Origin of the sequence: Sorangium sp. So ce394, assembly GCF_051474665.1 — a bacterium.
GTDB lineage: Bacteria > Myxococcota_A > Polyangia > Polyangiales > Polyangiaceae > Sorangium > Sorangium cellulosum_D.
In genome coordinates this window covers 4,653,840-4,674,880 of the sequence record NZ_CP150339.1, presented here as the reverse complement: position 1 = coordinate 4,674,880, position 21,041 = coordinate 4,653,840, and the positions used below count along the sequence as shown (strand labels likewise).

Annotated in this window: 16 protein-coding genes; 7 read left to right on the top strand and 9 right to left on the bottom strand. The window is 74.0% G+C overall.

Going from position 1 to position 21,041, the window contains the following annotated elements; all coding sequences use genetic code 11:
- Nucleotides 1–151 precede the first annotated feature (151 nt).
- The 4 genes from WMF33_RS17325 to WMF33_RS17310 all read left to right on the top strand — a co-directional run bounded on the left by WMF33_RS17325 (nt 152) and on the right by WMF33_RS17310 (nt 4,826).
- On the top strand, nt 152–1,765 hold the full coding sequence (locus WMF33_RS17325) for a hypothetical protein (protein ID WP_437338164.1): 1,614 nt from the start codon (nt 152–154) through the stop codon (nt 1,763–1,765).
- An 11-nt stretch (nt 1,766–1,776) separates the two neighbouring features.
- Nucleotides 1,777–3,234: a cytochrome c3 family protein gene (locus WMF33_RS17320; protein ID WP_437338163.1), complete on the top strand. Its 1,458-nt coding sequence runs from the start codon at nt 1,777–1,779 to the stop codon at nt 3,232–3,234.
- Nucleotides 3,235–3,342: 108 nt separating this feature from the next.
- On the top strand, nt 3,343–3,597 hold the full coding sequence (locus tag WMF33_RS17315; protein ID WP_020735484.1) for a hypothetical protein: 255 nt from the start codon (nt 3,343–3,345) through the stop codon (nt 3,595–3,597).
- 44 nt (nt 3,598–3,641) lie between these two features.
- Complete coding sequence (locus tag WMF33_RS17310) at nt 3,642–4,826, top strand: hypothetical protein (RefSeq protein WP_437338162.1); 1,185 nt, start codon at nt 3,642–3,644, stop codon at nt 4,824–4,826.
- A 15-nt stretch (nt 4,827–4,841) separates the two neighbouring features.
- Here WMF33_RS17310 and WMF33_RS17305 read toward each other — a convergent pair whose 3' ends face one another.
- Nucleotides 4,842–5,738 carry a GGDEF domain-containing protein gene (locus tag WMF33_RS17305; RefSeq protein ID WP_020735482.1) on the bottom strand — a complete coding sequence of 299 codons (897 nt, stop codon included), beginning with the start codon at nt 5,736–5,738 and terminating at the stop codon, nt 4,842–4,844.
- A gap of 77 nt (nt 5,739–5,815) precedes the next feature.
- Here WMF33_RS17305 and WMF33_RS17300 point away from each other — a divergent pair, with 77 nt between their 5' ends.
- Nucleotides 5,816–6,574: a DUF3105 domain-containing protein gene (locus tag WMF33_RS17300; RefSeq protein WP_437338161.1), complete on the top strand. Its 759-nt coding sequence runs from the start codon at nt 5,816–5,818 to the stop codon at nt 6,572–6,574.
- 41 nt (nt 6,575–6,615) lie between these two features.
- Nucleotides 6,616–11,097, top strand: coding sequence for a sigma 54-interacting transcriptional regulator (locus tag WMF33_RS17295; protein ID WP_437338160.1), 4,482 nt, complete (start codon nt 6,616–6,618; stop codon nt 11,095–11,097).
- Nucleotides 11,098–11,113: 16 nt separating this feature from the next.
- On the opposite strand, the gene WMF33_RS17290 is transcribed toward WMF33_RS17295, so the two are convergent.
- The 7 genes from WMF33_RS17290 to WMF33_RS17260 all read right to left on the bottom strand — a co-directional run bounded on the left by WMF33_RS17290 (nt 11,114) and on the right by WMF33_RS17260 (nt 19,127).
- The gene (locus WMF33_RS17290; RefSeq protein ID WP_437338159.1) at nt 11,114–11,839 is read right to left on the bottom strand and encodes an SCO family protein; all 726 of its coding nucleotides are present in this window, start codon (nt 11,837–11,839) and stop codon (nt 11,114–11,116) included.
- A 60-nt stretch (nt 11,840–11,899) separates the two neighbouring features.
- Complete coding sequence (gene cyoE / locus WMF33_RS17285) at nt 11,900–12,898, bottom strand: heme o synthase (RefSeq protein ID WP_437339490.1); 999 nt, start codon at nt 12,896–12,898, stop codon at nt 11,900–11,902.
- A 365-nt stretch (nt 12,899–13,263) separates the two neighbouring features.
- On the bottom strand, nt 13,264–14,163 hold the full coding sequence (locus WMF33_RS17280; protein ID WP_437338158.1) for a carboxypeptidase regulatory-like domain-containing protein: 900 nt from the start codon (nt 14,161–14,163) through the stop codon (nt 13,264–13,266).
- 184 nt (nt 14,164–14,347) lie between these two features.
- Nucleotides 14,348–15,625, bottom strand: coding sequence for a hypothetical protein (locus WMF33_RS17275; RefSeq protein ID WP_437338157.1), 1,278 nt, complete (start codon nt 15,623–15,625; stop codon nt 14,348–14,350).
- Between the two features lie 20 nt (nt 15,626–15,645).
- Complete coding sequence (locus WMF33_RS17270; RefSeq protein ID WP_061621412.1) at nt 15,646–16,149, bottom strand: T3SS (YopN, CesT) and YbjN peptide-binding chaperone 1; 504 nt, start codon at nt 16,147–16,149, stop codon at nt 15,646–15,648.
- Nucleotides 16,150–16,193: 44 nt separating this feature from the next.
- The gene (locus tag WMF33_RS17265; protein WP_437338156.1) at nt 16,194–17,939 is read right to left on the bottom strand and encodes a hypothetical protein; all 1,746 of its coding nucleotides are present in this window, start codon (nt 17,937–17,939) and stop codon (nt 16,194–16,196) included.
- 342 nt (nt 17,940–18,281) lie between these two features.
- Nucleotides 18,282–19,127 carry an SDR family NAD(P)-dependent oxidoreductase gene (locus tag WMF33_RS17260; RefSeq protein ID WP_437338155.1) on the bottom strand — a complete coding sequence of 282 codons (846 nt, stop codon included), beginning with the start codon at nt 19,125–19,127 and terminating at the stop codon, nt 18,282–18,284.
- 264 nt (nt 19,128–19,391) lie between these two features.
- On the opposite strand from WMF33_RS17260, the gene WMF33_RS17255 reads away from it, so the two are divergent.
- Nucleotides 19,392–20,204, top strand: coding sequence for a J domain-containing protein (locus WMF33_RS17255; RefSeq protein WP_437338154.1), 813 nt, complete (start codon nt 19,392–19,394; stop codon nt 20,202–20,204).
- Between the two features lie 44 nt (nt 20,205–20,248).
- Here the strand turns inward: WMF33_RS17255 and WMF33_RS17250 are convergent, their stop codons facing one another.
- A complete protein-coding gene (locus tag WMF33_RS17250) occupies nt 20,249–20,983 on the bottom strand; it encodes an OAM dimerization domain-containing protein (RefSeq protein WP_437338153.1) in 735 nt (244 codons plus the stop codon).
- Nucleotides 20,984–21,041 lie beyond the last annotated feature (58 nt).

Sequence of the window (21,041 nt, the reverse complement as noted above, 5' to 3'; positions counted from 1 at the left end):
GCAGCGGAAAGCGAGCGCAGAGTCCGTGATTGAGCACCGCTCGTCGATGGCGGAGCTCCCGTCACGACGTCGTGAGCCATGCCCCCGCTCCGGCGAGGCGCGTCGAGGAGCGCGCGAGCGGCGAGCGCGGCGCGCCTCGACGCTGCGCGCGATGACCGCGGCCAGCCTGCTGCCCTTCGCGCTCGCCCCGCGCGGCGCCGCAGCAGCCGACTTCGAGGTCCAGTCGACCACCGGCGTCCAGGCCTACGAGGTCGCGAGCCCCTGGGGAGCCACGAACATCGAGCGACGGCGTCTTTTGCAGACGCTGGGGCTCGCCGTCTACAACATCCAGGGCGACTCGGTGCCGGGCGAGGCCGACTACTCGGCGACCGTGCGGCTCCGGCTCGACGCGGACTTCGGGGTGAACGGCCACCTCGAGGGAGTGCAGCAGGGCGGCGAGACGAACTACAGCGTCGCCGGCGGCTCGCGTTACATCCCGGGGCTGCGCGAGGCGCCGCTCGATCTGATGTACGCGTACTTCGAAGGGCGGAACGTCGCCAGCGGGTGGCTCGGCTTCCGGGTCGGCCGCCAGTACGTGAGCGACGTGCTCGGATGGTGGTCGTTCGACGGCGCGCTCCTCCGGGTCACGACGCCCTACTACGTCCAGATCGAGGCGTACGGCGGCCTCGAGCAGCGCGGCGGCCTGCCGCTCTCGACGTCGCGCTTCGAGGCGCAGGGCATGTGGCGCGGCAGCCACCGGGGCTTCGGCGACGACCGGACGCTGCCCGGGAGCGCGGCCGACTACCCGGCGTTCCAGGAGGCGCAGATCGCCCCGGCGTTCGGCGTCGCGCTGGAGAGCGCCGGTCCGAGCTTCCTCCACGGCCGGCTGACCTACCGGCGCGTCTACAACGTGGGGACCGCGATCACCCAGCAGTTCCCCGACGCGGACGGGGACGTCCAGACGACCGACGGGTCGCGCATCTCGCAAGAGCGGCTCGGGTACGCGGCCAACGTCAACGTGCCAAACCTCGGCGGGCTCAAGGGCGGGGTGACGTACGACCTCTACAACGAGCGCGTCGGCTCGTTCTACGGCGGCCTCGAGGTGTACGCGGGCAGCCGCGTCACGCTGGGCGCGGACGTCGACTACTTCGTTCCGACGTTCGACGCCGACTCGATCTGGAACTGGTTCACCCACGCGCCCATCACCACGATCACCGGGCGGGCCGCGGTCGACATCACCCGCGAGGTCGATCTCGCCGCCTGGGGCGGCACGCGGCTCTGGATGGCCGAAGGGAACCCGGAGGAGTTCGGCGCCGGCCAGTGCGAGGTCGCGCGGCTCGGGCCGGATTGCGTCGGGACGACGGCGCTCGACCCGAGCGACGGCGACCTGGAGGATTACGCGCGCGACGAGGAGAACCGCGCCACGACGATGACGACCGACGTGCTCGCGAACCTCGCGGGCCGCTACCGCACGCGGACGTCGTCGGTCGAGCTCCGCGGCATGCTGCAGACCGGGGAGCGCGGGCGCCGGACAGGCGCCGATCTGTCGGGCGAGAAGCGGCTGCACGGGCAGCGTTACGCGCTCGGGGCGCGGGTGTCGCTGTACAACTGGGCGGATCCGCTCCGGCCGGACCGGGACGCGACGTCGTTCGGGTATGTCCTTGGGGCCGGGTACCGGCCGGGCGAGTTCGCAGACTTCAAGCTCGAGTGGGAGCACGACATGAACCGGCTGGTGGGCCAGCGCTTCCGCGTCGTCGGCCTCGTGAGCCTTCGGGTGGCGCCGTGAGCGAGGAACGCATGGACGCAACACAGGACGGCCCGCGCGGCGCGCGGCGGGACCACCCGAGGCTCGTGCCGGGGTGGGTCGCGATCGTCGCGTGCCTTGGCGCGCTGGCGCTCGCCATCGTGGGCCCCGAGGCGGCCGCCCAGCCGAAGCCGCCGGCGACCGCGGAAGACGACAGCGCCGACGCGGCCGAGGAGGCGGAAGGCGACGCCGAGGAGGGCGCCGCGGGGGAGAAGGCCGCGCATCCGCCGCCGGGCGGGTACAAGTCCGGCCTCCACCCGATGCCCGACGACGCGGAGGTGCCGCTCGCCTGGATGCCGCCCGGAACGAGCGCGACGCCGGTCCCGAGCGACGAGATCTACCCGCCGCAGACGCTGACGATCCGCTTCAACCACAAGAAGCACGTCAAGGGGCTCAAGCAGACGTGCAAGTCGTGCCACGCCGCGGCCTACACGAGCGGTGCGGTCACGGACCGGCTGCTGCCGAGCCCGGCGCAGACCTGCGACAACTGCCACGACGTCGATCACTCCGACCTCACCCAGGTGAAGGCGGGGACGAACGAGAACGGACAGTGCGTCTACTGCCACATCGGCGAAGACGCGGGCAGCGGCGGAAAGGTGGCGCCGCTCGTGCTGCCGCACGCGAACCTCCGGTTCCCGCACCAGAAGCACGTGAGCCGGAACATCAAGTGCAGCCAGTGCCACGGCCGGGTCGATCGCCTCGAGCTCGCCACCCGCGAGCAGCTGCCGCGCATGGCGGGCTGCTTCTCGTGCCACAACATGAGCGGCGCGGCTCAGGGCGACGCGAAGAGCGACTGCGACGTGTGCCACCTGACGCGCCCCGACGGGCGGCTCGTGACCGCGTTCGCCACGGGCGATCTGCTGCCGCCGCGCTGGCTGCACAACGCGGGGCACACCCCCGACTGGCTCGAGCGGCACAAGCAGGTCGCCGCGAACGACAGCGCCTTCTGCGGGACGTGCCACAGCGAGAACTACTGCACCGACTGCCATGACGGGAAGATCCGTCCGCGCAACGTCCACCCGAACGACTTCCTCTCGATGCACGCGCAGGCGGCCCGGCAGGACAATCCGCGCTGCGTGAGCTGCCATCAAGAGCAGACGTTCTGTGCGGACTGCCACCGCCGGACGGGCGTGGCGCGCGAGGCACCGAGCGCCGCTCGGCCCGCAGGGCGCCGCTTCCACCCCCCGCCGGCCGAGTGGACCACCGCGCCGCGCAGCGCGAAGCACCACGCCTGGGAAGCAGAGCGAAACCTGAATGCGTGCGTTTCCTGCCACACCGAGCGGGACTGCGCGACCTGCCACGCGACCCGGGGGATCTCGGGCGGGCAAGGGGTGAACCCGCATCCGATCGGGTTCGACGAGAGCAATTGCAAGGCCGCGTTCTCCCGAAACCCGCGCCCGTGCCTGGTGTGCCATCAGTCGAGCGACAGGTCCCTGCGGGGTTGCCAGTGAAAAGTCAAAATCGGTCAGTATATTCCTTGCCCTGGCCTTCCGGCGACGGGTATAGCGAAGTGCGCGCGGCTTCCCTAACGATCGCCGCGAACGCCAAGGAGAACGGGCGTGAAGGAGCTGATCAAGTACCTGATCGACAACCTCTATCTCGATTTCCAAGGGGAAATCACGCTGGAGACAGTGCGGGGCTTCCTCCGCGAGGACGACGGACGGGAGGCACGGCAACTTTTGTCGAAGCTCATCGAGGAGAAAGGGGTCGACGACATGCTGATCACGCTGGCCGACTGTCTCAAGGAACACATCCAGAGCGGGGTGAACGAGAAGGTCGTCCGCGAGCAGCTCTCGCTCTACGCCGAAAGCTGAGCAGGCTGGCCCGAGCGGCGCGCCTCGCTCCCCTCCCCCTCTGCTTGCACGCAGCCCTCGCGACGGTCGGCTGCGATGTAGGGGAAGCCTCGTACCAGACGATCGACGCTCCCCCTGTCCACCTGATCGAGGCGCGGGCCACGACCGGCCTCGACCAGAACTACCAGCCCGTCCGCACCCCGCTCGCTCCGGACGGCAGCACCTTGGTGCTGTCGACCGCGAGCTTCGTGCTGAAGTTCGATCGCTTCCTGCTGCCCGGCTCGGTGAGCGGCGCTGTGGGGCCCGAGTCGCTGTGCGTCTCGGGCGATCTCGCCAAACAGGTCCTGACGTACGCGGACTGCGTCAACCCGATCCCGCTGGCGCCGACATACAACCCGGTCCAGCGGGAGGTCATCTTCCGCCAGATCGAAGGCATGCCTGGGCTCGTCCCGGGGACGCGGTACGTGCTCTGGGTCCTCGGACCGGTGGACGACGCGGCGCCGTCGGGCATCCGCGCGTTCGACGGCGCGCCCCTGGCCGAGAGCCAGCGCGTCGAGTTCACCGTCGCGGCGACCAACCCGCCCCAGGCGATGCCGGAGCGCCAGCCGAGGGGCGACTTCTATTGCCAGCAGGACCTGGAGTGCATCGGGCGCACGCCAGAGTGCCAGGGCGAGCCTCCGGCCGATCCGACGTGTTTCCCCTGCGTGAAGGGCGCCGCGAAGCTCCTCAACGCCTGCGCGGGGTGCCACAGCGACGCGAACGCCGCCGCAGGGCTGAACCTGAGCGTGGCGGCGCTCGATCCGGCCGTGCAGCAGTTCAGGTACAACCGGCTCGAGCCGCTCTACGACACCGCGATCGGGCACGCCGCGCACCAGACCCAGATGGGCGAGCGCGCGCACGTGGGGGAGAAGACGCCGGAGCGCTTCGGCAGGGCCATGCCGCTCATCGACCCGGGAAACCCTGGGAACAGCTACCTCCTCTACAAGATCATCGTCGGGCAGAGCGCGGTCGACCCCTCCCTGCCCGCCGACCAGGCCGAGCGGCTCCGCGAGGAGATCGAGCGGCTGCGCGCCGCGTTCGTCATGGGGCTGCCCATGCCGCCCCCGGCCTTCCCCGCCTCGTTCTGGTTCCATCCCCAGATGTCGCCCGACCAGGAGGTCACGATGTACGTGGACGGGATGGATATCCTGTCCGCGTGGATCCTCGACGGCGCCGTGCCGCGCGACTGCTCCGTTCCGCTCCCGCCCTGACGCGCCCGCGCGCCGTCACATCACGCGATTCCGCCCGCCCTTCTTCGCGTGGTAGAGCCGCTCGTCGGCGCGGCGGTAGAGCTCCATGGGCGAGACCGGCGCGTCCGGCGTGATGCCGGCGACGCCGAAGCTCGCGGTGACGGCGATCTCGCCGTCCTCGAAGCGGAACGGCGTGCGCTCCACGAGCGCGCGCAGCTTCTCGGCGACGTGGCGCGCGCTCTCGACCGGGATCTCCGGGACGAGCAGCGCGAACTCCTCGCCGCCGACGCGCGCGAGGACGTCATCGCGGCGGACGTTCGCGGCGGCGAGCGCGGCCATCTGGCGGAGCACGGCGTCTCCCGTGAGGTGCCCCCGCGTGTCGTTGATGCTCTTGAAGTGATCGATGTCGAACATGATGAGCGCGAGGTGGCGATGGTAGCGGCAAGCCCGCGACACCTCGCGCTCGAGCGCGACCTCGAAAGAGCGCTTGTTGTGGACCTGCGTCAGCCCGTCGAAGGTCATCAGGCGGTAGATCTCTTCGTGGTACGAGAGCTCGACGTTCCCCCCCTGGATGAACTTGAAGATCGTCCGCCCGATCTTGACCTGATCGCCGTCCTTGAGGGCGCGCTCGTCGATCGAGACGTCGTTCACGTAGGTGCCGTTGGTCGAGCCGAGATCGCGGACGACGTAGCCCATCCCGTTCCAGGAGATGCGCGCGTGCCGGCGGCTCACCGCCTCGTCGTCGAGGGGGATGTCGGTCTGGATCGCGCGCCCGCACTCGATGGAGCCCGTGCCGAGGGCGATGCGGCGCCCGAGCTCCGTGCCGTAGATCACGACCAGGCACGCGGTGCCGGGCTCCACCGGAAGCGCCGGCGGGGCGATGGACGTGCAGGTGACGAGCGTCTGCCGATGATCGTTCTCTTGCTTCGCCACGCTAGAGGACCCAAGTACACCAGAGCCGGCGTTCCGGGGCAACGCACGTCGCGCGTCGGACATGGTAGGCTTCGGCGATGAAACGCTGCGGTTTCGCGCAGATGTGGGTCGCCGCCGCGGCGACCGCCGTGCTCTCCTCTGCCCTGACCGGGTGTGGTCAGAGCGCGCCGCCGGTCGACGTCGACGAGAGCGACGCTTCGCCGCAGGGGCCCGAGACCATCACGCTCTCCCCGGGCGCCCCGCCGCTCCCGGGCGAGGCCGAGTGCAAGGTCGTCGTCCAGACGGGGATCCGCGTGGCCTCCGCGCAGCACGTGCCGGAGTGCACGCCCGTCCAGTACGACACCAACCCGCCGAGCGGCGGAGATCACTGGGCCATCTGGGCCGAGTTCAAGAGCTACAAGGCGGAGGTCCCGCGGGAGATCTACGTGCACAACCTCGAGCACGGCGCGGTCGTCCTCGCCTACCGGTGCCCGTCGTCCGGCTGCGCCGAGGTGGAGGCGATGCTCGAGGAGGTGCGGACCGAGGCCGCTTCGGATCCGAAGTGCCTCACGCTTCCCGGAGGGCCCGAGGCGCGCCTCGTGATGACGCCCGACAGCGCGCTCGACACCCCCATCGCCGCCGCGGCCTGGGGCGCCACCTACACCGCGACGTGCCTCGACAAGCCGTCGCTCGCGCGCTTCGTGGCGGAACACTACGGCAAGGGCCCGGAAGACACGTGCAGCAACGCGGCCGCCGTCGACGTCGATCAGCCAGCGGGGGGCGCGCCGAGCTGCGGTGACGCGCCGCCCGACGCAGGCGCAGGCGACGCGGCCGACGGCGGCCCGCCGGAGCCGTAACCAGGTTGACAGGTGCCTCGCCGCCCAGGAGCATTCCCGGGATGAGCGAGCCGTCGACCGTGGCACCTCGGTTGGCAGAGCGCTTCCGGCTGCTGGGCGTCGCGGGGTCGGGCGGGTCGGCCGAGGTCTGGAGGGCGGTCGACAAGGAGCGCGGCGGCGTGGTGGCGCTCAAGATCGAGCGGCAGAGCGGTGGCGCGCCCGCGGAGGAGCGCGCCGCCGCGCGGCGGGCGCTCGCCCGCGAGGCGCTGCACGCGGCGCTCGCGCTCTCACCGCGGCTGCCGGAGCTCGTCGACGTCGGCTGGCTCTCGGCGCGCGCCGGGGTCGCGCGCGTCGAGGCCGCCCCGGGCGTCGATGGGCGCGCGTTCGTGGCGATGCGGTGGTTCGAGGGGCGATCCGTCGCGGAGGCCGTGCGCGGCCTGCCCCAGGGCGAGCGCGCGGCGCTCGCGCTCGCCGTCGCGCGCGACGCGGGCGAGGCGCTCGGCGATCTGCACGGCATCGGCCTCGCCCACGGGGATCTCAAGCCGGAGAACCTGATCCTGACGCCGGAGGGGCGGATCGGGATGATCGACCTGGGGCTCGCCTGCTCGATCCACGAGACCTCCGTGGACGGGGCGACGCTCAGGTACCTCGCGCGCCACGACGCGGAGCTCGGGGACGCGCGGGCGAGGGATCTGCTCGCGCTGGGGACGCTGCTCGCCGAGATCGCGCTCCCCGGCGTGGCCGCCGCGGGCGATCCCATCGAGGCGGCGCGCGCCGCGGTGGCGGCGCCGAGCGCGGCCGGCCCCGCGCTCGACGCGATCTGCAGGGCGCTCCTGTCGCCTTCACCCGGGGCGCGGCCGTCCTCGGCGTGGGTGACCGAGTCGGGCCGCGCCGCGCTCGCCGGCGCGCAGCCGACGCGCGCGCCGCTCGCCGGGACGCCGGCGCCGCGCGCGGGCCGCGATCCCGGGGCGCCGGGCGAGGAGCGCGATCGGCAGGATCGCGACGCGCGCCGCGTGCGCGCCGCCTACCTGCGCCTGCGGCGGCACGAGCTCGAGGCGGCGCTCGGGGTGCGCGACGACGTGGCCTCCTGGCTCGCGGACGCGTTCGCGGTGGTCCAGCGGGCGCGCGCGCTCTCGAGCGCGGACGTCCGCGCGGGCGACGCCGCGGCCCGCGCGGGCGCGCCGCAGGGCGAGGGGCCGTGGCTGGGCCGGCTCGGCCCGGACCGCGTCGCGCGGTGGCTCACCGCGCTCGTGGGGACGAGCGCCGCGGCGTGGCCGATGGCGACGCTCGCGGCGGCGCCGGAGCGCGCGCTCGCGGAGGCGCTCGTCGCCCTGGCGCGGCAGATCCCCCCGCGGGCCTGGACGTTCGCGGACGTCGAGGCGGCCGTGCTGGGGCGCGGCGCGCGGCGGGCCGCCGCGGCGGCGCGCGATCGCGGCGGCGCCGGCGAGGGCGCCGCGGCGCGGGCCACCTCCGCGGCGGAGGCGGCGGAGCTGGCGCTCGCGATCGCGCGGGTGCCGCCGGATCCGCTCGCGCTCGAGGCGATCGAGCAGCGCGACGACGCGCCCGCCGGCCTGGTCGTCGCCGCGGCGAACGCGCTCCGGCTCCGCGGCGATCTCGGGCGCGCGCGGAGCCTGATGCTGCGCGCGTCGGTGCGGGGCGCGCCGGAGTCCGCGGCGCTCGCGGCGGAGGTCCTGCGGCGCGCCGGGGATCGCGCGCTCGCGGAGGAGCGCGCCCGCGCCGCCATCGAGGCCGGCGCGGACCCGGACGGGCGCGCGGCCGCGGTGCTCGCGCGCATCGCGATCGACGCGGGGGCGCTGGGCGCGGCCGAGGCGCTCGCCGGGGAGGCGGCCACCGCGCCGCTCTGCGAGGCGCGCGCGCTGATCGCGGCGCTGCGCGGCGACGCCGCGCGGGCGCTGTCCGAGGTGGCGCGCGGCGAGGCGCTCGCGAGCTCGGTCGAGGAGCTCGCGCGGATGGCCGCCGTGCGCGGGTACGCGCTGCACGCGAGCGATCCGGAGCGGGCGCACGCGTCGTTCAGCGCCGCGGTCGACTACGCCGTGCGCGCCGGGGCCGTCGTCGAGGAGGCGACCTACCGGACCGGGGAGGCGGCGGCCGCGGTGGATCTCGGCGATCTCGAGGGCGCGATCGCGACCTCGACCCGCGCGGCGCTGCTCTGGGAGCACCTCGGCCGGCCCGCTCAGGCGGCGCGCGCGCTGCTCGCGTGCGCGGCCGCCTACGCCACCGCGGGCCTCGCGCACGAGACCCGCCGGACGGCCGAGGACGCCATCGCGCGGGCCCGCGACGCGGGCGACGCGAAGGCGGAAGCCTACGCGCTCTGGGCGATCGCGGACGTGGCCGCCGCGCGCGGCGGCGACGGCGTCGCGGGCGCGGAGGCGTGCGCGCTCCCCGACGCGCCCGCGGCGGCGGAGCGCGCGGCGGCGCTCCTCGCCGGAGGCTCCGCGGACGACGCGCTCCGGGCGGCCGCGCGGCTCTTGCGCCACGGCGCGGGCGAGATCGACGCCGCCCGCGTCGAGGAGCTCGACGAGCTCGCGAGCGGCCCGGATCTCGCCGCGGCGTCGCGGCTCGACTGGTGGGGGGCGCGCGCCGCGCGCGCGCTCGCCGCGGACGACGCCGTCGGCGGCGCCCCCGCCGAGGCCCCTCCGCGGGGCGGCGCGGCGCGCCCGGCGGCGGACGGCGGGCGCAGCGACCGCGTCCTCGCCGCGCTCGCCGCGCTGGCGGGCGCGCGGGCGCCGATCGCGTCGCGCGGCCCGGCGCTCGCGGCGGCGCACGCGCTCGCGGTCAAGGCCGGGCAGACGGACGTCGCGCACCGGGTGCGCGCGGCGCTCGCCGAGGCCGCGCGCGAGCTCTGCAGGCGCACCGCGGACGCGGGCGAAGCGGCGGCCACGGCGGGCGCGCCGGGCGCGCCGGCGCTCGCCGGCGCGGTGCGGTCGCTGCCGTGGGTGGCCCGGGCGCGGGCCCTGCCGGAGGCCGGCCTCGGGCCCGAGCAGGCGCGCGATCTGGAGGCGCTCGTCGGCGCGCTCGGCGAGCGCGAGCGCCTCGCGCCGCTGCTCGACCGGGTCGTCGACGCGCTCGTGCTCTGGACGGGGGTCGAGCGGGGGCTCCTGCTCCTGCGCGCCCCGAACGGGCGCCTCGTCCCGCGGGCGGCGCGCAACCTGGCGCGCTCGCGCCTCGGCGCCGAGCAGCTCGCGCTGTCGGAGACGCTCGCGCGCCGCGCCCTGGAGGCGCGCGAGCCGGTGGTCGCCGTCGACGCCGCGGGGGAGCTGCCGAGCGTGCACCGCAGCGTGCACGCGCTGAAGCTCCGGAGCGTGCTGGCCGTGCCGCTCATCGCGCGCGGCGAGGCGCTCGGCGTCGTCTATCTCGACGATCGCGTGCGCCGCGGCGCGTTCGGGGCGCAGGAGCTCCGGTGGGCGCGCACCATCGCGTCGGTCGCGGCGCTGGCGATCGCCGACGCGCGCGCGCAGGTGGAGCTGCGCCGCGCCGTGCGCCGCGCCGAGCGCGCCTCGTCTCGGCTCGCCGGGGAGCTCGCGCGGCGCGAGGCGGAGCTCGACGCGGCGGCGCTCGAGCTCGCCAGGGCGCGCGGCGGCCGGGACACGCGCTACCGGTACGACGCCATCATCGGTGAGAGCGAGGCCGTGCGCGCGATGCTGCGCCTCGTGGATCGCGTGACCGCGTCCGAGGTGCCGGTGCTCATCCACGGCGAGTCCGGCAGCGGCAAGGAGCTCGTGGCGCGGGCCATCCACCACAACGGCCCGCGCGCGGCGCACCCGTTCGTGGGCGAGAACTGCGGCGCGATCCCGGAGGGGCTGCTCGAGTCGGCGCTCTTCGGGCACGTGCGCGGCGCGTTCACCGGCGCGGATCGGCCGCGGGCCGGGCTCTTCGAGGTGGCGGATCGAGGCACGCTGTTCCTCGACGAGATCGGCGAGATGAGCCTCGCCATGCAGACGAAGCTGCTGCGCGTCCTCGAGGACGGCCTCGTGCGGCCGCTCGGCTCGGACCGGGCGCGCAAGGTCGACGTGCGCGTCATCGCCGCGACGCACCGCGACCTGGACGCTCTGGTGCGCGCCCGCGCCTTCCGCGAGGATCTGTTTTACCGGCTGAACATCATCACGATCCGGGTGCCGCCGCTGCGCGAGCGCGCGACCGACGTGCCGCTCATCGTCCAGCACCTCGTCGCGAAGCACGGCCGCGGCCCGGTCCGGGTCACGCGCGGGGCGATGGAGCGGCTCTCGGCCTACGGGTGGCCCGGCAACGTGCGCCAGCTGGAGAACGAGATCCGGCGGGCGATCGTGCTCTGCGACGGGACCATCGATCGAGAGCACCTGTCGCCCGAGATCGCGCACGGCGGCGGCGCGGCGCCGCGCGAGCTCGGCCTCAACGTCCGGGCGAGGATCGACGCGCTGGAGACGGAGCTCGTGCGCGACGCGCTGGAGCGCACGCGCGGGAACCAGACGCAGGCCGCCAAGCTGCTCGGGCTGTCGAGGTTCGGCCTGCAGAAGATGATCAAGCGGCTCGCCATCGAGGCGTGAGGCGAGCCCGGGCGCGTCACCGCTGCTTCACGAGGGCGCCGGCGTCGCGGAGGATGGCGGGGATCCCCTCGTCGTTCGCCTCGTAATAGCCGCGGATCACGCCCTCCTGGTCGACGAGCACCAGGCGCTCGCCGTGGAAGATGCTGAAGATGCCCGGGCTCGTCTCCTCTTTGCCCATCGCGATCTTGAAGCCCTTGAGGATCGTCGACTCTATCTGATCGAGAGGGCCTGTCAGGAGCGTCCAGCGCTCGAGCGGGAGCTTCTGCGACGCCGCGTAGGCCGCGAGCACCTCCGGCGTGTCGTTCTCCGGGTCGACGGTGAACGTCACGAGGTGCAGCGCGTCCCCGAGATCGCGCCCCTGCTGCTCGATCTCCTTCATGCGCTGCGTGAGCTTGGGACAGACGGTCGGGCAGGTCGTGAAGATGAAGTCGGCGATCCACACCCGGCCCCGGAGCTGCTCCAGCCCGAACCGCTGGCCGCGCTGATCCGTCAGCGCGAAGGCCGGCAGCGGGATGCGGACCGCGGGCGCCTCCGCGGCGTGGCCGCGGACCCCGCGGCCGACGAAGAACGGCACCGCGAGCCCGCTCAGCGCGACGAGCGCGACGAGCGCGACCCAGAAGAGCGGCCTCTGGGTCAGCGCCCTGCGCCGCGGCGTCGGCGCGGGGGCGCCGCCGGACGGAAGCAGCTCGCTGGCCGGTTCTGCGGGGGGAGGAGCGCCGTTCGCCTGGCGCGTCGGCTCCATGGCAACCATCCGCGGACGCTTAAGGGCCGGTCCAGGGCGCGTCAAGGCGGCGGGCGCCGCTCAGGCGCCGACCATCAGCGCGGCGAAGAGGAGCACCAGGTACACCATCGAGGCGAAGAAGACCCGGCGCGCCCAGCGCGCCTTGGTGCCCGCGAGCAGGCCGCAGGCACCCAGCGCGAAGAAGGCCCCGCCGAGGAGGACCGCGACGCCGAAGTAGACAGGGCCCGCGACGCCGAGCGGGACGAGCAGCATCGAGGCGATCATGAGCAGCGCGAGATAGCCGACGATGTGGCGCCACGTCGCGTGATCGCCCTTCTCGAGCGGCAACACCTTGAGGCCCGCGCGCCGGTACTCGTCCTGACGGAAGAGAGAGATCGCCAGGAAATGCGGGATCTGCCAGAGAAACATGACGGCGAAGAGCAGGAACCCGGGCGCGTCGACCTGCCCGGTGACGCTCGTCCACCCGAGCAGCGGCGGGATGGCGCCGGGGATCGCGCCGATCGGCAGCGAGAGCGTCGTCTTGCGCTTGAGCGGGGTGTAGACGAGCACGTAGCTGAGCAGCGCGAGCGCGGCGAGCGCGCCCGTGACCGCGTTCACCCCGAAGACCAGCAGCGGAATCGAGCTGGCCGAGACCGCGATCCCGAACCAGAGCGCCACGTCCGGCGCGAGCCGCCGCGCCGGCAAGGGGCGGTTCCGCGTCCGCTCCATCAGCAGGTCGGTGTCGCGCTCGATGTACATGTTGAGCGCGTTGGCGCCGGACACGACGAGGACCGTCCCGAGCAGCGCCAGCGCGAGCTGGGTCACAGGGACCGCCGCGCGGTCGATCGCGCCCTCTCCGCCCGTCCCGGCGCGGAGGTAACGGCTCGCGACCCACATGCCGCCGAGCATCGTGGCGACCACCATCCTCGTGATGCGAGGCTTGGTGAGGCTCACCAGGTCGGCCGCTACCTTGAGCAGCGGGCGCGCGCTCGTGGGGAGCGCGGAGCCGTCGCGCTCGGGAACCTCGGGCTGGCGGATGTAAGGGACCGGGGCCCGCTCCGTGGCCTGCTCGACGCTCATGGTCACGCGCACACCTCGCCGCCGCGACCGGCGCTCGCGCCGCGCGGCGACCGCGCGGCACCTCCAGAGACCCTTGTAGGCGGGACAGCCAGGCCGGAAAACGACGTCATCGCCTGAGCGCGGGTGGCGGGTGAGAACAGCATCGGGGCCGGGAGACTAGCGCGCGCAACGCGGCTCGGGGAGTCGAGTTCGACCGTTGTCGCCGCTTCCCTTTAGGGCACGAGGGGCCGAGTGGCAACCGCCGCGACGCCCCATCGTGCTTCTTCGCGTCGAGCGAGCCAGGAAAGCTCGCTCCTCGGCGCTGCCCGCCGCCAACCGGACGGCCCCGGGCGCGCTGGCGCCCGCCGCGAGCGCTGCCGGGGGGCTCACCAAAGGCCCTTGAGCTCGTCCTTGTTTTCCGCCGGCTCAGCCTCGGTGCCGGCGTACGTGAACGTGACCTGGGCGGGCTTGTCGTCCGCGACCGTGACGTCGACCGTCTTGAGGCCATAGCGGGGGTGCCACGCCTCGAGCTTGTACTTGCCGGCAGGCACCTTCTCGATCGCGAAGGATCCGTCACCGCCGCTCACGGCGAAGAACGGGTGATCCGTCACCACGACAAAGCCGCGCATCCACGGGTGGATGTCGCAGGTGAGCTTGATGATGCCGTCGCTCCACGACTTCGTGAGCGGGTCCGCGCCCCGCGGCTGCGCCTGGTTGAACAGCGTCTCAGACCCCTTGTAGGTGTGCACGTTGTGCAGCGTCCGGTCGCTGTTCTTGATGTCGACCTGCTGCCCGGAGACCACGCCCTGGATGCGCGGCTCATACATGCAGTCCTTCTGGTCGACGACGGCGTGGGCGTCGGGCGCCTTCCAGCTGCCCTGCACGCCCCCGACCGCGATGCGGACGAGGGTGTCCTTGAGCTTGCCGTCGTTGACGACGACAGCGTTGTACACGACGTCCTTGTCCTGGCAGACCGGGGCGTCCTTGCGCGCGGCCGGGACCTTCATCTCGACCGGCTTGCCGGTGAGCTTGACGACCCCCTTGATCGTCCCCTTGGCTTCGGGCGTGGGCGGCGCGGGCGGCGCGGCCGCCTGTCCTGTCGCGTTCGGCGCCTCGGGCGCCTTTGGCGGCGCGCTGGGCTTCTCGGCCGAGGCCACGGGCGGGGCCGCGCTCGACGTCGCCGCCGCGCCGCCGGCGGGCCGCGAGGGCTCCTCGGGGCACCCGGCGCCGAGCGTCAGCGCGGCGAGCGCGAGGGCGGACAGCGAGACGAGATCGCGACGATGCATGAGGACTCTCCCGTGCCCATGGCGCGCCACGCGAGCCTGGGCCGCGCCCCGCGAGGCCCGGTGCGAGGGGGAGACCGGCGGGACCGGACGGCCCCCGCGCCGTCCCGGCGGCGAGCATCAGGTGGAACGCTGCGCGCGGATCCCCGCGCGGCGAGGGCGTGCTTAACGAGTGTCGTCGCTCGCGTCAACCGGACGCGCCCCCGGTCGCGTCCGGTTTCCCGGCGCCCGGGAGCGCGCTCGAGGGGCGCTCGCGCTCGGTCGCGAGCACGGCCGCCCAGAAGCCGCGCTCGTCGCGCGCGGCGAGCGCGACGCAGAGGGCGGCGATCACCAGCGACAGCGCGCCGAGCGGCACCTCGGGGGCGCTGCGCGCGACGAGCAGCAGCGCGAGCGCGCCGCCGAGCGCGGGCAGCCGCGGCGGCGCGATGAGCGCGAGCGCGACGACCACCACCGCGAGCGCGGCGGCGAAGAGCTGCATCGAGAGCGGCACGACCGGCGCGGGGCGCGTGAGCAGCCGGTCGAGCGCGCGGCGGAAGAGCGCCTCGACCACGGACGCGTCGTCGGAGGCGCCCGCGAGCGCCGCCCGGGTGGCGAGCAGCGCCGAGGCGAGCGCCGCGAGCGAGAGCGGGCTGACGAGGCGCGGCCGCGGCGGCTCGGCCTCGCGCGGGCGCGCCTCGCGGCCAGCGCCGAGCGCGACCGTCGCCACGAGGACGGCCAGCGCGTCGAGCGCGAACGCGGCCGTCGCCACCGAGCTGGTCGCGCCGGCGAGCGCCTTGGAGCCGCGGTCGTTCGCCCAGACGGCGAGGAGGACGCCGGTGAGCCGCACGAGCGCGGAGGCGCCGACCAGCCCGAGCGCGGCCGCGACCGGCCGCATGAACGGCACGCGGAGCGCCTCCCAGGCGCTGCCGACCGCGAGGATCGCCGCGCTCACGCCGATCAGCGCGGCGGAGAGATCGGGCACGCGCTGCACGGTCGCGTGCAGGACGACGAGGATGACGAAGCTGCCCGCGACGATCGCGGCGATCCGCAGCGCGTACGGGACGCGGCTCCGCACGACCGCGCCGATCAGCGCCATCGCGGTGACGATCGCGCCGATCGCGAAGAGCTGCGAGGCGCCGGCGCCGGCGAGCTCGACGGCGTGCGCGGCGCGCTCGATGCCCACCGCGAGGCCGACCATCGCGGGCGCGAGCATGCGGCCGAGGATCATCGCGAGCAGGGCGAGGACGGCGAGCGGCCGGATCAGCCGGAGCACGGGCAGGCCGGCGAGCGGCGGCCGCTCAGGGGACGACGCGCGCCCTTCGGCCGGCTCGGCGGACGACGCGCGCCCTTCGGCGCGCTCGGGGGACGACGCGCGCCCTTCGGCGGGCGGGGCGTCGCCGCCGTCCTCGCGGCGGGGCGAGGGAGCGGGGTCCGGTGCGGCGGAGGGAGGAGGGGCTTCGGGGGGAAGGTCGATGTTGAGGAGCATTGAAGAAGAGGGCCCGTCGCTCAGCCCTTGTCCCAGGCGCGGGGGGCGTCCAGATCGGTGAAGACCGCGGCGGTCGCCGAGGCGTCGATCAGGTCCTGCATCCGCTGGCCGCCGGCCTCCTCGACGATGCGGTCGTCGTACTCGTCCGCGAGCACCGACAGATCGCGGAGGGCGACCAGGATCTCGTCGGCGTCGAGCGTCTCGCCGCCGAGGAGCGTGTGTACGATGACCACGCAGGAGCCCTGCGCGACGTAGCCGAACGCGCCGAAGCGGATGCGCGCGTTCAGGCGGAGCAGCTTCATCGCGAGATCCGGCGTCATCTCGACGCCGCGGGCGAGCTGCGCCACGAGCCGCACGAGCGCGCGATCCGGCGCCCAGGGCAGGACGTGCAGGTAGACGTACGCCGTCCCCTGGCGGACCACATAGAAATGCGGCTCGATCCGGGTGAACGCCGGAGAATCCGCGAGCGCCGCCTCGATGCGCGCGTTGGTCACTTGAACGGCCGCGTCGGAATCCTTCGACATACCGCCGAGGATACATCGCCGCGGTCCCGGTGCAGAGCCGGGACCTAACGACGGAGCGGAAGCAGCGGTCCAGGCGGCGCCAGCGTCTTCTCGTCGCCCGGGACGGGACGCGGCGCCCTGCGCACCGGCGCCGGCTCGACCGGCGCGGCGTCGGACGCCGCCTTCAGCAGGAAGGGGCGCGCGTTGCGGGTGGAGCACGCGTCGTATGGATCCCTGTGGAACTCCCAGTGCAAGTACACGTTGCCGTCGGGTGAGACGATCGCGTCCGGCGCCTTTCCGAACGGTGACGCGCGGTGCACCGAGTTGAGCGCGACCATGTCGAACGCCGTCATGCCGCTCGGCTTCGTGACCCCGAGGCGCACGATGCTGCCGCTGTCCTTGTTCAGCACGATCTCCAGGTGCGTGACCCGGTTCTGGTTGAACGCGTGCCCCGAAGGCAGGCTCTCGAGCGACGCCAGGAACTCCTCCGCGAAGATCGGGTGGAGCCGGTTGTGGATCATGTTGATGTACGTCGCGAACGGCACCCGCGCGGCGTTGAGGGACGTCTGGTTGCCGGGCTTGACGGAGGGGTCGTAGTTCTCGATCGCGGCGCGCCACTTCTTCCACTTGTCCGTCGTCTCCCACGAGCCCCGGTGCGCGCTCTTGCGGGACGCGCCGTCCGAGGCCCGTTCCGCCCTGAGCTTCTCGTTGCCCACGGCCGCCTGCACGCCGGCCATGTTCAGGTTGAGGTTGGGCCCGCCGGGCAGCCCTGGCGCGCCGAGGCCGATCGAGCCGACGCGGACCGGGCTCTCGTAGGGCTGCGGCGCCGCCTTCTTCCCGGCGACGCGGCTCTTGCCGTCGCCGCCCGGGTTCGCCGGGTTGAGCGTGTATCCCGTGCGCGGGCTGTCGACGACCTCGGGCGACGCCGGGCCCGAGCCGCCCGCGGCGCCCCTCTCCGCCGCCGGCGCGGCGGGCGCCTGCGCCACGCGGCCGCCGCCGGTCGCGCCCGGGACGCTCTGCGGCGGCGCCGCCCGAGACGCCTGCGCGGCCTGCGCCGGGGACGGCGGGCTGTGGTGCTCCGCGCTCTCGCTGTCGGGGCTCTTCTCGCCGGGCGCGTGCTGCTCGTTGCCGGCGCGCTCCTCGCTGTGGCCGCTGTGATCGTGGTCGCTGTCGCCGACCTTGTCCGCCGGCCCCCGCGGGCCGCTCGGGCTCCCGGGCGTGGGCGCGGGATCGTCCTGATCCTTCGAGCGGATCTGCGCCATGGTCTCCTCGGCGACCTTGTTGGCGTCGTCCGCGATCCGGTTCGCCTCGGGGTTGTCTTCCTGGTTCTTCTCGACGTGCTGACGGATGGCGATCCGCCGATCCGCCGGCAGCGGTGGCGGCGGCGGCGCCGGCTGGACCGGCACGACCTTGGCCACCTCTTCCTTGGGCGGCTCCGGCTTGGGCGGCGCCTTCGCCTGGCGCGGCGGCTCCGCCTTTGGCGGCTTCCGCGGCGGCGGCTCCGCCTTGGTCGGCTCTGGCTTCTGCTGCGGCTCGGGCGGCGCGTCCTTGTCGGGCTCGCCGTCCGGCGACCGCTCCGGCGGCGCCAGCGGGGCGGGAGGCGGCGTCGCCGCCACGCCGTCGGTCAGCACCTCGAACGTCGTGTCGGCCGGGCGGAGGCCCTCCCGCACCGCGTGGACCATCCGGCGGAGCTGCGCCCGATCCTCGATGACCTGCGCCACCTCGACCGCGCCCCCGCCGCCCGCCATGTGCGCCACGATCGCCGCGCAGACCCACAGGGCGAGCGGGATGTGGGCGGCGTCGCGCGACATGGTGCTCAGCGCCTCCGCGCCGCAGAGGCCGCACCGCGCGATGTGGCGCAGCCGGAACAGCAGCGAACGACGGTCACCGGTGGCACCTCCAGACTCCGCGTGAACGATCTGCTCGAACAGTACGCCAGTACGCCGATGCGAAAAGCGCACCCAGGAAGCGCCTCGAACCTAGCATCCGGGGATCAGCACAGCAACGGTCGGCGCGCGCCGGGCCCTCGCTTCTGCCGCGTCCGCCGCCGCGCGAGCGGCGCGGCCCGCGCGCACCCACCCCGCGCGCGCACGAGGGCCGCGCGCGCAGCCCCGGGCGGCGCGCTCGCGCCGCGCGCTCCGCGGACGGCGCGATCAGAGCTTGTTGATCGCGTCCCAGTGCTCCGCGATCTCCTGCGCCGTCCAGACACCGCCCTCGTCCTTGAACTTTCCGGGGCTCTGAACGACCTTGTAAATGTACATCTGCGCGCCGGCGACGGCGAGGACGTTGCCGGTCCGATCGGCGCACAGGTCGGACGCGAGGAACAGCGCCGCGGGCGCGACGTGCGCCGGCGTGAGCGTGTCGCCGGCCGACTGGAACATGGGCAGATCCTCCGTCATGCGGGTCTTGGCGATCGGCGCGACGGCGTTGACGGTGATCCGCTGCTTCTGCAGCTCGATCGCGGCGGTGCGGGTGAGCCCGTAGATGCCGGCCTTGGCAGCCGCGTAGTTGGCCTGTCCGAAGTTGCCGAGCATCCCCGAGACGCTCGTGGTGTTCACGATCCGCCCCCCCTCGCCCTGCCCGACCATCTGCTTCGCGGCGGCCTGCGTGCACAGGAACGTCCCCTTCAGGTGAACGGCGATGACGGCGTCCCACATCCCCTCATCCATCTTGAGGAGCGTCTTGTCGCGGAGAATGCCCGCGTTGTTCACCAGGATGTCGACCCTGCCGAACGCGTCGACGGCGGTCTTCACGATCCTCGCCGCGCCCTCGGGGGTCGCCACGTTGTCGAAGCTCGGCGCGGCCTGCCCGCCCGCGGCCCGGATCTCCTCCGCGACCTGCGCCGCCATCGCGTCGCTCGAGCCCGACCCGTCGCGCGCGCCGCCGAGATCGTTGACGACGACCTTCGCGCCCTCCCGGGCGAAGAGCAGCGCCTCCTCGCGGCCGATCCCGCCGCCGGCTCCCGTGATGATCGCGACCTTTCCGTCGAGCAAGCCCATCGCAGAGTCCTCCTGATCCGCGCGCCGGCGCGCCGCGCCGGGCCGTTTTCGCGCGGAGCTTCGCACAGCGGGCCGCGACCTGGGCGCACATTCGTGCAAGCGGGCGGCGTGACGTGAACGCGCGCGCGAGCGGGCCCTTCCGGCGGCGCCGCCTACCCATCTACCTACCTACCCTACCTACCCGCGCGCGTACGTCGGCCGCCTGCCCGCGCCGCGCCGCTTCTTTGCCCGATCGCGGGCGGCGATGATAACGCCGCGATCGCGATGCAACTGCCCAGCCGCCTTTCCACGTCGACCCTGGGAGACCTGCTCGGCGCGCTCTACCGCGAGAGGACCACCGGGCTCCTGGAGCTCTGCGAGCTCAGGACGCCGAGCGGCTCCACGGTGCCCGGCCGGCAGCACAGGATCCAGCTCTTCTCCGGCCTGGTGACGGCCGTCGAGACGCCGCTCCGGGTGCCGCGGCTCGGCGAGATCCTCGCGCGGGAGGGCTCGGCGCCCGAGCCGTCGATCCAGCGGCTCGCCGCGCTCGTCGCCGCGCACCGGGGGCGCCGGACCGGCGAGGTGCTCGTGGCCGCGGGGCTCATCCCCGAGAGCGCGGTCGAGCGCGCGCTCCGGATCCAGCTCCGCGCCCGCCTCGAGGCGCTCTTCGCCATCGAGGAGGCAACCATCTGCTTCCACACGGCGAGGCCGCTCGCCGCATCGCTTCGGCAGACCGGCCCGCTCTCGCCGAGCGACTTCCTCCACGGCCGCCCGCGCGCGCGGGATCGCTACCGGCGCGCCGCGAGCGCGGGCGCCGCGCGCGGCGGGGCGTCGAGCGGCGCATCGTCATCGAGCGCGCCTCCGCGCGGCGGGCCGTCGAGCGCGCCGCGCGCCGCCCGGGTGGACGAGCCGCGCCGCCGGGCCCTCGAGGTGCTCGGCCTGCGCGACGGCGCGACCGAGGCCGAGATCCGCCGCACCTTCCGCCGCCTCGCGGCCGTCCTGCACCCCGACCGGGGCGCGTCGCAGCCCGGCGAGCGCGCGCAGCGCACCGCGCGGTTCGCCGAGCTCTCGGCCGCCTACCACCTGCTCGTCGCCTGAGCGCCGCCTGCCGCCGCGTCGCCTGCCGCCGCGTCGCCTGCCCCCTAGACCCTGCCCACGAGGCGCTCGACCAGGAACGACGCCACGGTGATCGGCTTCGTGCCGGGGCCGAAGCCGGCGTCGAAGCCGAGCTCGACGGCGAGGTTGTGGTCGATTCGCGGGCCGCCGAGGAGCAGGATCACCTTCTCCCGGAAGCCCTGGCGCGTCGCCATCTCGACGAGGGCCGCCGCGTTCTCCTTGTGGCAGTTCCGCTGCGTGATCACCTGCGAGACCAGGATCGCGTCGGCGCCGAGCGCCTTGGCCCGCTCGCAGAGCTCGGCGTTCTCGACCTGCGCGCCGAGGTTGTGGGCGTCGAAGCACTTGAAGCTCTCGAGGCCCTTCTCTCCAGCGAAGCCCTTGTAGTTCAGGATCGCGTCGATACCCACGGTGTGCGCGTCGCTGCCGGTGCAGGCGCCCACGACCACGATCTTGCGGCCGAGCTTCTTCGCCTGTTCCTCGATCTGGTCGCGCGTGAGGGGCTGAGCCGCGAGCTCCTCCACCTCGATGTCCGAGGTGTCGACCCCGTGCTGGGAGTGGCCGTACACGACGAAATAGGTGTGCTCCCGGCTGGCCTGCTCCATGGCCGTGACCAGGGGCTCACGCAGCCCGTGCGCCTCCGCGAAGCGCTTCGCCGCCTCGCGCGCGCGGTCGCCCGGCAGGACGCGGAGGGTGAACGACATCTGGACCATCCCGTCGCCCTCGCGGTCGCCATACGCACGCAGGATGTTTCGCTGTGTCATGGAGCCCATGGTGTACATCACTCGGCGGCGATCCGGTATCGCGCCTCGCCGCCGGCAG